Annotated in this window: 10 protein-coding genes; 8 read left to right on the forward strand and 2 right to left on the reverse strand. The window is 56.4% G+C overall.

All coding sequences use genetic code 11. The features are described from left to right. Nucleotides 1–141: 141 nt before the first annotated feature. Both ABD903_RS16355 and ABD903_RS16360 read left to right on the forward strand, forming a co-directional pair. Nucleotides 142–576: a MarR family winged helix-turn-helix transcriptional regulator gene (locus ABD903_RS16355; RefSeq protein WP_345226050.1), complete on the forward strand. Its 435-nt coding sequence runs from the start codon at nucleotides 142–144 to the stop codon at nucleotides 574–576. Between the two features lie 198 nt (nucleotides 577–774). Beyond that, nucleotides 775–3,243: a TonB-dependent receptor domain-containing protein gene (locus ABD903_RS16360; RefSeq protein ID WP_345226053.1), complete on the forward strand. Its 2,469-nt coding sequence runs from the start codon at nucleotides 775–777 to the stop codon at nucleotides 3,241–3,243. A 501-nt stretch (nucleotides 3,244–3,744) separates the two neighbouring features. Here ABD903_RS16360 and porX read toward each other — a convergent pair. Beyond that, nucleotides 3,745–5,316, reverse strand: coding sequence for a T9SS response regulator signal transducer PorX (gene porX, locus ABD903_RS16365; RefSeq protein WP_345226054.1), 1,572 nt, complete (start codon nucleotides 5,314–5,316; stop codon nucleotides 3,745–3,747). A gap of 348 nt (nucleotides 5,317–5,664) precedes the next feature. Here porX and ABD903_RS16370 point away from each other — a divergent pair, with 348 nt between their 5' ends. The 6 genes from ABD903_RS16370 to ABD903_RS16395 all read left to right on the forward strand — a co-directional run bounded on the left by ABD903_RS16370 (nucleotide 5,665) and on the right by ABD903_RS16395 (nucleotide 11,690). Beyond that, complete coding sequence (locus tag ABD903_RS16370) at nucleotides 5,665–6,900, forward strand: HD domain-containing protein (RefSeq protein ID WP_345226056.1); 1,236 nt, start codon at nucleotides 5,665–5,667, stop codon at nucleotides 6,898–6,900. A gap of 74 nt (nucleotides 6,901–6,974) precedes the next feature. Beyond that, the gene (gene lpxD / locus ABD903_RS16375) at nucleotides 6,975–8,024 is read left to right on the forward strand and encodes a UDP-3-O-(3-hydroxymyristoyl)glucosamine N-acyltransferase (RefSeq protein ID WP_345226058.1); all 1,050 of its coding nucleotides are present in this window, start codon (nucleotides 6,975–6,977) and stop codon (nucleotides 8,022–8,024) included. Nucleotides 8,025–8,137: 113 nt separating this feature from the next. Continuing rightward, nucleotides 8,138–9,532, forward strand: a complete 1,395-nt coding sequence (locus tag ABD903_RS16380; protein ID WP_345226060.1) for a bifunctional UDP-3-O-[3-hydroxymyristoyl] N-acetylglucosamine deacetylase/3-hydroxyacyl-ACP dehydratase — start codon at nucleotides 8,138–8,140, stop codon at nucleotides 9,530–9,532. Between the two features lie 102 nt (nucleotides 9,533–9,634). Next, the gene (gene lpxA, locus ABD903_RS16385) at nucleotides 9,635–10,432 is read left to right on the forward strand and encodes an acyl-ACP--UDP-N-acetylglucosamine O-acyltransferase (protein ID WP_345226062.1); all 798 of its coding nucleotides are present in this window, start codon (nucleotides 9,635–9,637) and stop codon (nucleotides 10,430–10,432) included. Further along, complete coding sequence (locus ABD903_RS16390; RefSeq protein WP_345226064.1) at nucleotides 10,422–11,048, forward strand: ABC transporter ATP-binding protein; 627 nt, start codon at nucleotides 10,422–10,424, stop codon at nucleotides 11,046–11,048. Before lpxA ends, ABD903_RS16390 begins: the two co-directional genes overlap by 11 nt. Nucleotides 11,049–11,321: 273 nt before the next feature. Further along, nucleotides 11,322–11,690 (forward strand): hypothetical protein, encoded by a 369-nt coding sequence (locus ABD903_RS16395; RefSeq protein ID WP_345226066.1) that lies wholly within the window; start codon nucleotides 11,322–11,324, stop codon nucleotides 11,688–11,690. Nucleotides 11,691–11,781: 91 nt separating this feature from the next. Here the strand turns inward: ABD903_RS16395 and ABD903_RS16400 are convergent, their stop codons facing one another. Further along, nucleotides 11,782–12,549, reverse strand: coding sequence for a DUF4197 domain-containing protein (locus ABD903_RS16400; protein WP_345226067.1), 768 nt, complete (start codon nucleotides 12,547–12,549; stop codon nucleotides 11,782–11,784). Nucleotides 12,550–12,589 lie beyond the last annotated feature (40 nt).

A 12,589-nucleotide genomic window follows, 5' to 3' on the forward strand; every position in this document is an offset into this window, starting at 1 on the left:
ACTTGGGTTTCTCCCGTTTGGTGTAAGCACGGTCTTTAGAACACCAGTCGATTTCTTTTTCTATGTAGTTCACTGTTTCATACCCTCATCATCATGCAACTTCTATGACACATCATAGTCTTTGTTCCACAACTGTCTTTTATGCTTTCTAACGTCCTTTTTTACTCGCTCGACAAGGCCATTCGCAGCTACCGCCGCATGGCGCAGGCCACTATCGACCGGGTGGGTATTGCCATTACCATCGACCAATGGCTGGTAATGCGCGTGCTGCTGGAAAACGACGACCTCACCCAAAACGAAATAGCCGAACGCGTATTCAAAGACCAAGCGTCGGTAGCCCGCATACTGGGCCTGTTAACCAAGCGGGGCTTGCTGCTGGCTGTGCCCTTGCCACACGACGGGCGCCGCACCCAGTTGCGGGTGAGCGAGGAAGGCCAGCGTGTTCTCGATGCTGTGCACCCCATTGTGCTTGCAAATCGTCAGACGGCCCTAGCTGGCTTATCGAGCGAGGAAAGGGAGCTGTTGCGCAGCTTGCTCGAACGCATTGCCGATAACTGCGCGCCTGTCTCCCCCTGAGTACCTGCTTCTGATTTAATGTTCCTGCGGTTCGGCTCTGGCCTCAAGGCCCCCCCTCTGCATATAATACGAAACGATTCGTACGTTTACATACGAATCATTTCGTAGACAAACCTCTTCGTTTCGGCTTCCCCCAAGCTGCCGGCTTAAAACCACTCCGGCTTCCCTTCTTCCATCGGTTCATCAATTCTGTACCCCATGAAACTCTTTATCCCCAGGCGCGCCGGTTGGTTACTGGCCGTAGCTGCGTCACTTACTACCGGTGCCTGGGCCCAGAACCCGGCTAACGTAAGCGGCTCGGTTCGCAGCAGTGCCGGTGAGCCGGTAGAATTTGCCACCGTTACCCTGCACCGCGTAGCCGATTCGTCGGTGGTGAAAACCGAATTTAGCAACGAGCAGGGCCGTTACGAGTTTGAGCGGGCCCCTGCGGGGCGCTACTTAGTATCAACTGCGCAACTGGGATTTGTGCGTCAATGGAGCCAGGCGTTTGAGGTAGCGGGCAGCACCATTATGCTGCCGGTGCTTATAATGCCCGTGAGCGGCGCTACCCAGCTCAAGGAAGTTCAGGTGGTGGGTACCAAGCCGCAATTTGAACGGCTGGCCGACCGCACAGTGGTAAACGTGGAAGGCTCGCCGCTGTCGGCGGGTAACACCAGCCTGGATGTGCTGACTCGCTCGCCGGGCGTGACCGTGGACGGCAACGATAATTTGGCCTTGCGAGGCCGTCAGGGGTTGTTGGTGCTCATCGACGGGAAACGGCAGCCGATGACCGGCGCCGAGTTAGCCGATTACCTCCGCGGCCTGCCCGCCGACCAGGTAAAGAGCATTGAGCTGATAACCAACCCGCCGGCCAAATACGATGCGCAAGGTGGCGCCGGTATCATTGCCATTAACTTGAAGAAAGACCAGAAGTTGGGCACCAACGGTTCCGTAAACACCAGCCTAGGTTACGGTCGTTACCACAAGTTTACGTCGGGCCTGAGCCTGAACCACCGCCGCAAGCGGGTAAACTACTTCGGCACCTACACCTTTGCCGACCGCCGGAATTGGAGTGCATTGACCATCAACCGCGACTTTTTCAGCTATCCTGAGAGCCGCAAGACACTAGTTGGCAAATCGTTTCAGGACAACACCAGCGTTGGTCACGGCCGTTCGCACAGCTGGAAAGTTGGCGCCGACTACAACTTGGGCGAACGTACGGTGGTGGGCGTGGTGGCTAACGGTCTGGCCCTGCGCACCGACAGCGAGGGACGCAACTTTGCTGAGCTGTATACTCCCGATGGTGCTTTGGCTCGTCGCTCCTTCTCTGACAACATACGTGACGGAAATTTGCCCAACTACTCGGGCAACCTCAACTTCCGCCACACTTTCAAGGACTCTCTCGGCATTAACGAACTCACTGCTGACGCCGATTACGCCCGCTACGACTCGCGCCGTACCCAAGTGCTGGATACGCGGTTCTCCTTTCCGGGCACCTTTGCCGACCGCCGCCCCAGCGACCAGCAAAGCCTGCTGAGCATCTTATCGTTCAAAACCGATTACGTGCGTCCTTTGAGCAAGCAGCTGCGCCTGGAAGCCGGCGGCAAGATCAGCTACGTAGAAGCCGATAACGACCTGGAGTTCCTGAAACCTGCGGCGCGCGGTCAAATTGACAACCTCATTCGCGACGACAGTCTTTCCAACCGTTTTCGCTATGACGAGAACATAATTGCCGGGTATGTTAGCCTGAACAAGACCCTACCCAAAGGCAGCCTGCAACTGGGCCTGCGCGGCGAGCAGACCAACGCCATTGGAGTGCCGGAGGCCGATACGGCCCGCTTCGACCGTCATTACTTCCAACTTTTTCCAAGCGCGGCGCTAAAGCATACTTTCTCGGACAAGCACGAAGTCGCGGTGTCGGTCAGCCGCCGCATCGACCGGCCATCGTATGGTCAGCTCAACCCGTTCAAGAGCTTTATCGACCCAATTACATATGGGGCCGGTAACCCCAACCTGCTGCCCCAGACCAGCTACAACTTAGAGTTGACCCACACCTTTCGCCAGAAGTATAGCCTTGGTTTGAGCTACGGCATCACCTCCGACCCCATCGTGGGCACGGTGCAGCCGGAATCGGCCAACAGCCGGTTTGTGGTATCCACCACGCAGAACCTGAGCCGGCAGTACAACTACGGTGTAAACTTTACGGCACCACTGGAACTGGCTAAGTGGTGGAACGTGTACAACAACGCCGTGCTCTATTACAACCGCTTTGTGGGTGAGCTGGCCGGTACGCGCCTCAACGCCGGGCAACCCGCCTTTAACCTGAGCAGCAACAGCACATTCGTGTTGGGCCACGACTGGAAAGCCGACCTAAACGCTACCTACCGCTCGAAGGAACGCTATGCCTTTTTCCTCTCGCAGCCGCAAGGGCAGGTATCGGTGGGCGTGCAGAAGGGCTTGTGGAAGAATAAGGCCACAATAAAACTTAACGCTACCGACGTGTTCTTTACCGATAAGACGCGCGCCACTGTGAACTTCGATAACTACACCGAACGCTTCTTCCAGCGGCGCGAGTCGAGAGTGGCCACGCTTTCGTTCAGCTACCGTTTCGGTAACGACAAGGTGGCGCCCACCAAGCGCCGCGGTAGCGGTGCTGAGGACGAAAAACGTCGGGCAGGTGGCTCCTAAGAGCTTCGCTCTAACCCGAACGGACTTCGTCAACCCTATCATACACTTCCCGATTGAAAACAACAGAGGCCGGTTTGTAAACCGGCCTCTGTTGTTTTGCCAAGTACGCCATCAAACGATTTGTTAGCGGCTGCGGTGAGTGTACGATGCGGTGAATCCTACTACGTGACCAAGCCCAAGTGATACCGCCGGAAAAGATTTAACGCGCTAAGTATGGTGAGCCGGCAGTTTGCCAACCTCTGCTAGAAGGGGCCGTGATACCAACACCATCCTCATCCGTGATGCTTTAAGAACCCAAGCCGACGCCTAAAGCTCGGTTCAAAACCATAGCTATGAGTCCAAGATTGACTAGGTGCTCGTACAAACACCTGAACTAGGTAACCGGGATGTAGCAGCCCGAAACCAGACATTTATAACCTGACTAACTTGCTTTAAGCACCAAAAGAGGGGGCTGCCAGGTTTCTGGCAGCCCCCTCTTTTTAACGTGTTTCCGGCGTTGGCCTACGCCCCTTTCGCGGTAAGCGTGATGTACGGAATGATGCATTCCTCAAGGGAAATGCCACCGTGCTGGAACGTGTCCTTGTAATAGTTCACGTAGTAGTTGTAGTTGTTGGGGTAAGCGAAGAAATAGTCGCCCACGGTGAATACGTAGGCGGTGCTTACGTTTTCGCGGGGCAGGAACACGCGCTCTGGCTTGCGCACCGTGTACACGTCCTTGCTGTCGTCAAAGCCGAGGTTTTTGCCGTGTTTGTAGCGCAGGTTGGTATTCGTGTTCCGGTCGCCCACAATCTTGTAAGGGCGCTTTACCCGAATGGTACCGTGGTCGGTGGTGATGATGAGCTTGCCTTTCTTCTCGGCAATCTGCTGCAGCATTTCGTACAGCGGCGAGTGCAGAAACCACGAGCGGGTGATGCTGCGGTACGCCGATTCGTCGGCCGCCAGTTCCCGAATCATGGCCATGTCGGTGCGGGCGTGCGAGAGCATGTCCACGAAGTTGTAGACGATGGCATTCAGCTTGTAGTTGTTGTGCAGGTTGCTCATTTTGCCCAGCAAATCCTTGCCGGCCTGCAGGTTGGTGACCTTGTTGTAGCTGAACTTCTGCTTCTGGTTAGCCTTCTGGAACATGATTTCCATAAACTCGGCCTCGTTCAGGTTCTTGCCCTCGTCGTCGTCGTCCCACACCCACAGGTTGGGGTATTTCTTCTGAATGTCGCCGGGCATCATGCCCGAGAAAATGGCATTACGGGCGTAGGCCGTGGTGGTGGGCAGAATGGAGTAGTACATTTCCTCCGAGTCCACGGTGAACAATTCGGCAATGATGGGCTCCAGAATCTTCCATTGGTCGTAGCGCAGGTTGTCGATGAGCAGGAAGTACACGGGCGTGTCGCCGGTGGCCTTCATGAGCGGAAACACACGGTCCTTGAACAGCTGGTGCGACATCAGTGGCGCGTCATCATCGTCGCCGTTCACCCAGTCCTCGTAGCTCTCCTGAATAAAACGCCCGAAGTACGTGTTGGCTTCGTCCTTCTGCATGTTAAAGACCTCGGCCATGCTCTTGCCTTCCGTCTCGTTAATCTCCAGCTCCCAGTAAACCAGTTTCTTGTACACATCGGCCCATTCGCTCGGGCTGAGGCGGTCGGAAAGCTGCATACCCAACTGGCGGAAGTCGCGCTGGTAGCCCGAGTTGGTCTTTTCGCTCACCAAACGGTTGTAATCGAGCACCTTCTTAACCGACAGCAGAATCTGGTTCGGATTCACGGGCTTGATGAGGTAATCGGCTATTTTGGAGCCGATGGCCTCTTCCATGATGTGCTCCTCCTCGCTCTTGGTAATCATGATAACCGGCACCGTGGGGCGCGCAGCCTTGATTTCCGACAGCGTTTCGAGGCCCGACAGGCCAGGCATGTTCTCGTCGAGAAACACGAGGTCGTAGTTCTGCTCTTGGATCTGTTCCACAGCGTCGGCGCCCGAATTCACGCCGGTTACGTCGTAGCCACGCTCTTTCAGGAACAGGATGTGTGGTTTCAGTAAGTCAATTTCGTCGTCGGCCCAGAGGATGTTGTACCGTTGCATGAAGTTCGTTTCGAGTTGAGGGTAAAGTAGCCTTAGCGGCCACGTGCGGCAATAAAAAGCGAAGCGCCGAGGCGGCTTGCGGTGCGCAACCTAACGTATAGGAGCGGCTTAATGATACAAGCGTAGCCGGGTTAGCCGGCAAGCTTCAAGAGAAGGTAACCCCAAACCAAGGCTTAGGGTTGCATTCAATTCGCGCTATATGATTTGGTTACACGTGCTTTTTGGTGAGCCGCGTTGCCTCCTTAGCGTTTTTCAGAGGCCTTACTTTTTCTTCGGCCACGGGCGGTTCGCTTTCCGTACCACCGATTCCGGCTACTTTTCGGCCGCCAATTCCATCCCCGCCGCCCCTTGAACAAGAAAAAAATCCTGAACGACCCGGTTTACGGCTTCGTGTCAGTGCCTACCGAGCTGATCTTCGACCTCATCGAGCACCGTTATTTTCAGCGGCTGCGGCGCATTAAGCAGCTCGGGCTTACCGATTTTGTATACCCCGGGGCCCTGCACACGCGCTTTCACCACGCGTTGGGTGCCATGCACCTCATGTCGTTGGCGCTTCGCACGCTCAAGGACAAAGGCGTGCGTATTTCGGCACAGGAAGGCGAAGCGGCCCAAATTGCCATTTTGCTGCACGACATCGGCCACGGTCCCCTCTCCCACGCCCTGGAGCACGCCATTTTCGAGAACGTGCACCACGAAGACGTGTCGCTGCACTTGATGCGGCTGCTAAACGACGAATTTGGCGGCCGACTGCAACTGGGTATCGATATTTTCCAGGGCACGTACCCAAGGCCCTTTTTCCACCAGCTCGTTTCCAGCCAGCTGGACATGGACCGGCTCGATTACCTAAACCGCGACTCGTTTTATTCCGGAGTGAAGGAAGGTCAGCCCGGCGCCGACCGTCTCATTAAAATGCTCACCATCAGCCCCGACGACGAACGGTTGGTGCTAGAAGAAAAAGCCATTTACTCAGTGGAGAATTTTCTGGTGAGCCGCCGCGTGATGTACTGGCAGGTGTACATGCACAAGGCCGTTACATCAGCCGAGCAAATGATTATCCGCATCATGGAGCGGGCCCGCGACTTAACGCGCGCCGGCGTGCCAGTACCCGCTTCGCCCGATCTGGGTTACTTTCTGCTGCACCCTTCTACTATGCTCGATTTCGAGCGCGACCCGGCCATTATGCAGCGCTTTGTGCGCCTTGACGACGTAGACATTTGGGCTGCGGTAAAGCTCTGGGCTGCCCACCCTGATTTCGTGCTGTCGTTCCTAGCTCATAGCCTCTTGGAACGTCACTTGTTCAAAATCACCCTCGCCCCTGAACCCTTCGATGAGGATTTTAAACTTGGTGTAACGGAACTCATCGCCGACCATTTCAACCTGCCCCTTGAAGAAGCGGCCCTCCTCATGATTGCCGGCCGCATCAGTAACAACGCCTACGACACCGGCGGCGACACTATTAACGTACTCACCAAACGTGGGCACGTAATAGATGCCGCCGAAGCATCTGATTTGCCTAATATTCGGGCCCTGAGCAAACGGGTGGAGAAGTATTACGTCTGCTACCCCAAGGAAATAACGTCCTAATCGGGTCTTCCTGCCACGCGTGGCTTGGCCGTAGCTCGTCGGGAAGGAAAGCGAAATCATTACTTTTGCCTCCTATGGAATTTACGGTAGGCCAGATTGCGGGCGTATTGAACGGCACAGTAGAAGGTGATACTTCGCTGCGCGTCGACCGCTTGGCAAAAATCGAAGAAGCCCGCGCGGGCGCCATTGCGTTCCTTTCGAACCCGAAATACGAGCCACACCTCTATACCACCGAGGCCTCGGCGGTTATCGTGAGCAAAACACTGGTGCTGCGCCAACCGGTAGCAGCCGCGCTCATTCGCGTGGAAGACCCCTACCTGGGTTTTACCATGCTGCTGGAGTTTTACCAGCAGTTTGCCCGTACCGGCAAGCGCGGCGTGGAGCAGCCCTCATTTTTGGGCCAGGGTTCCGAAGTGGGTGACGATGGCTACCGCGGCGCTTTCTCCTACATAGGCGAGAGCTGCCACATTGGCCGCGGCGTGCTCATTTTTCCGCACGCCACCATTGGCGACCGGTGCCGCATTGGTGACGGCACCATTATTTACGCCGGCGCTAAAATCTACGCCGATACCGTCATTGGCTCCCGCTGCGTGGTACACGCCGGCGCCGTTATCGGCTCCGATGGCTTTGGTTTCGCCCCCCAACCCGACGGCTCCTACCGGCCCATCCCGCAGATTGGCAATGTGGTGCTCGAAGACAACGTGAGCATCGGCGCTAATGCTACCATTGATTGCGCCACAATGGGCTCTACGGTAATTCGCGAAGGAGCAAAAATTGATAACCTGGTACAAATTGCCCACAACGTGGAAATTGGGCGGCACACCGTAGTGGCGGCCCAATCGGGCATTTCGGGCTCTACTAAACTGGGGGATTTTTGCGTTCTAGCCGGCCAGGTTGGCTTGGCCGGGCACCTCACCTTGGCCAACCGCACTACCGTAACGGCGCAGTCCGGCGTGGGCAAATCCATTAAGGAAGAAGGGCAAGTATTGCAGGGCGCACCAGCCTTTAACCTGCGGGACAGTTTGCGGGCTAACGCGGTTTTCCGCCATCTACCCGAGCTCGAACGCAGGCTTTCGGAACTGGAAAAAGCCAAGTCCAAATCAGAGCAGACGGAAAAGTCATAGCTTTGCGGGCCGATAGTTGACGGTTGTCAGGTATCAGTTGGCACTGAACAAGTCCTTATAGCGGCTTGCCTTGCTAACCCGAACTGGACAACCGACGGCTGACAACTGAGACAATGTTCGACAAACAGCATACAATTAAGGCCCCGGTTACCGTGAGCGGCGTGGGCTTACACACGGGTGTGCAGGCCACCATGACCTTCTGCCCGGCACCCGTTAACCACGGTTACAAGTTTCAGCGCGTCGATTTGGAGGGCCAGCCCACCGTGGATGCCGACGTGGACAACGTGGTGGACCTTTCGCGCGGCACGACCATCGAGCAGAACGGTGCCCGAGTAAACACGGTGGAACACACGCTGGCGGCGCTGGTAGGCCTGCAAATCGACAACGTACTCATTCAACTTGACGGACCCGAGCCGCCCATCATGGACGGTTCCTCGCTCCCCTTTATTGAAGCACTGGAAGTAGTGGGTTTGGAGGAGCAAAACGCTCTGCGCAACTACTTCGAAATTCCCGACTCGGTACATTTCGTCGACCACGCCCGCGGCGTGGAAATAGCGGCCTTGCCGCTGAACGACTACCGCGTAACGGTGATGGTGGATTACAACTCCCCCGTACTAGGCTCGCAGCACGCGTCGCTGAACAACATCACGCAGTTCACTGAGGAAATTGCCGCCTCGCGCACCTTCTGCTTCCTGCACGAGCTGGAAATGCTCTACAAGTCGAACCTCATTCGGGGCGGCGACTTAAGCAACGCCATTGTAGTGGTAGACCGCGCCGTGAGCGAAGAAGAGCTGGGCGAGCTGGCTACCATGCTGGGCAAACCCAAAGTGGCAGTTAAAAAGGAGGGCATTCTGAACAACGTGGACCTGCGCCACAAAAACGAGCCCGCCCGCCACAAGCTGCTCGACCTGATTGGTGACCTGGCCCTGGTTGGTCGCCCGCTGAAAGGCCAGATCCTGGCGGCCCGGCCAGGGCACGCAGCTAACGTGGCCTTCGCCAAGAAAATCAAGAAGAAAATGATGGAGGTTGACTCCTCTCCCGTGCCGCGCTACGACCCTTCGCAGCCGCCGGTGATGGACGTCAACCAGATTTCCCAGACGCTGCCGCACCGCTACCCCTTCCTGCTCATCGACAAAATCATTCACCTCGATCAAACCACGGTTACGGGGGTGAAGAACGTGACGATGAACGAGGAGTTTTTCAACGGACACTTCCCTGGCAACCCCATCATGCCCGGCGTGCTGCAAATTGAGGCCATGGCCCAAACCGGCGGCATTCTGGTGCTCAATACCGTACCCGACCCGGAGAATTACCTGACTTTATTCCTCGGCATCGAAAACTGCCGGTTCCGGAAAAAGGTTATTCCGGGCGACACCATCATTTTCAAGTGCACGCTGCTTGCGCCCGTTAAGCGCGGTATTGCCAAGATGAAAGGCCAGGCCTTTGTGAACGGCAAAGTGGTGATGGAAGCCGAAATGAGTGCCGCCATTGTGCGCAAAGATGCCTAACCTCAATTATCAATGAGCAATGATTAATGAACAATGTACCCGTTCCTGCCGCAAGCGGCCCGGTCATTGCTCGTTGATCATTGATAATTGTTCATTGCCTGAATGACCCAGCCCCTCGCCTATATCCACCCCGAAGCCAAGATTGCGCAAAACGTCGTAGTCGAGCCCTTCACCACCATCGCGCAGGACGTCGAAATCGGCGAAGGCACGTGGATTGGCCCCAACGTGACCATCATGTCGGGTGCCCGAATCGGTAAGAACGTCAAGATTTTCCCGGGGGCGGTTATTGCCGCGGTACCCCAGGATTTGAAGTTCGCGGGCGAGAAAACGACCGTGCACATCGGCGACAACACCGTCATTCGGGAGTGCGTGACCATTAATCGCGGCACCGTGGACCGGTTGAAAACCACCATCGGCAAGAACTGCCTACTGATGGCCTACGTGCACGTGGCCCACGATTGTCACATAGGCGACAACTGCATTCTGGCTAACACCGTGCAGCTGGCCGGGCACGTAGAAATCGGTGACTGGGCCATTTTGGGCGGGGCCTCGGCCGTACACCAGTTTGTGCGCATTGGGCCGCATACCATGGTTTCGGGCGGTTCGCTGGTTCGCAAAGACGTACCGCCGTTCGTGAAAGCCGGGCGCGAGCCGCTGGCCTACGCCGGCATCAATTCCATTGGCCTGCGCCGCCGTGGTTTTTCCGACGAAAAAATCCTGCAGGTGCAGCAGTGCTACCGCTTGCTTTTTCTGACTGGCTTGAACAACAACGCCGCCCTCGACCAGATTGAGTTGGAGTTGCCGCCTTCGCCCGAGCGCGACGAAGTGGTAAACTTTGTGCGTAACTCGGGCCGCGGTGTCATAAAGGGCTATTCACGCAACGGCAACGGTGCAGATTGAGGCCCTCGGCCTGGGCAAACGCTTCGGCCGCGACTGGATTTTCCGGGACCTGACTTACACCTTTCTATCGGGTACGGCCACGGCCTTGCTGGGTCCGAACGGGGCCGGTAAAAGTACGTTGCTGCAGGTGTTGGCCGCTTACACCCTGCCCAATGCTGGTGAGTTGAAATTCTCACTGGGCAGCCGCTCCGTTTCGGCCGATGACGTGGCCGGGCACCTCACACTATGCGCGCCGTATCTGGAGCTGATCGAGGAGTTAACCCTACGCGAACAGCTGCATTTTCACACGCGTTTCCGCCCGTTACGCGCCGGCCTAAGTGCCGCGCAGCTCATCGACATCATGCAGCTGCGCACTGCGCAACACAAGCTTATTCGTGACTTCTCGTCGGGCATGAAGCAGCGCGTAAAGCTGGGCCTGGCCTTGTACACCGATGCTCCATTGCTGTTTCTGGACGAACCCACCACCAACCTGGACCGCGCCGGCGTGGCCTGGTACCACGAACACGTAGCGGCCACTACTAATGGCCGCACGGTGCTCGTTAGCTCAAACGTGGAGGAAGAGTACGCTTTTTGCCAAGCTAGCCTGCACGTCACGGATTTTGCCGTGCGCCGGTAGTTTTTTGAGTAGCGCAACGTGTTTATTCCTGGCCTCTGGAATTGATCTGATAGATCAAGCCAAAACCAAATTTGGCTTTTCGAAAAGGCGTGGCTGTCTGCTTATTGGATTATAGCCGAATACGGCTGCACAGCTTCCTACTAAAGTATTTTCCGCCCCGATGAGCTTGGGCACCTTCCGTGTAACCCCATTGCAAGTGCCTACGTTTTCCGCCTTGTTTTGCCGCCGGTCCATTATTTTTGTTCTCGCTCAACCTATCAATTCACCGCTCCCATGAGAAGCTACGACGACCTCGACGACGATCTGCTGGACGACGACGACGAACTTGACGAGGCTACGCCTAGCCGTGGCGCCGCCCGTGGCGGCCGCAAAGGCGCCTCTTCCGAAGACTCCCTCTCGGCTAAATACGCCGACTACTTGATGTGGCGGGACACGGGTTCCTCGCACGACGAGGCTCTGGATCTTGCTAACCTAACCGAAGACGAATTTGCAGCTGCCGAGGCGCAGGAAGACCCCGAAGGCAGCAACCGCTACGCCAGCGGCCTCGACGACGATGACGACGACTTGGGCCTGGACGATGACGACAGCTACGAGTCACAACGCCGCAGCCGCCGCGGTGGCCGCGACGACGATGAATACTAGATAAGGCAAACTGCAGCAAAAAAGCCACGACTTGAAAGTCGTGGCTTTTTTGTTTTGCGCCGTAGCTGGCACTACACTACCCGTGTGGGGATTAGCTTTTTTTGCTACCGAACACGCGCCGAAGCAAATCGGTGGTGCGGGCTACGGGGTTTTCGCGGATATTGGCCTCTTCCTGTGCAATGAGGGTAAACAAACCGTCTACCGCCTTGCCGGTGGCGTACTCGTTCAGATTGGGATTAGCGGGCTGCACCAGCGGAATACGATTGTAGCGCGTTACCAGCGTGGTGTAATACTTGGTGGCGTTGGTTTGATCGAGGGCCTGCTGCATAATGGGCGAAAAGGCCGATACCAGCTGCGTGGTGGTCGTGCGCTTCAGGTACTGCGTGGCAGCGTCCTTCTGGCCCGAGAGAATATTCCACACATCGGTAAATGTGAGGCTTTTAATGGCCGAAATGAAGATGGGCTTGGCCTTGATGGCGGCCTGCTCGGCGCCCCGGTTCAAAGCTAGTTCGAACTTATCGACTTCTGAACCCAGACCAATACCACGCAAGGTGTTAGCCACACGTTGCGCATCGGGCGGGAAGGGAATCCGAATCAGCTTGTTGAGATAAAATCCGTCTTGCTTTGATGCTTGGTCAGAACCCTTGCTAATACCCTGCACAAGTGCCTCCTTCAGGCCGTTAGCCGCCTCGGTTTGGGTGAGGCCGCCGGTAGCCGTATTGCCAGCAGCCGGAGTTGGCAGCTTAATGGTGGTAGAGCCCCCACCGATTTTAGGAATGCGGAAAACTTGAGCTTGGGCAGCATTCGGGCCCAGTAAGGCAAACAGGCTGGCAACGGCAGCGGCGCGAAGGGTCTTCATAATAGACGGCAGCGAAAGTGAACCCCACTTAAGAGGCGGA

The organism is Hymenobacter koreensis (assembly GCF_039541855.1).
Taxonomy (GTDB): Bacteria; Bacteroidota; Bacteroidia; order Cytophagales; family Hymenobacteraceae; genus Solirubrum; species Solirubrum koreensis.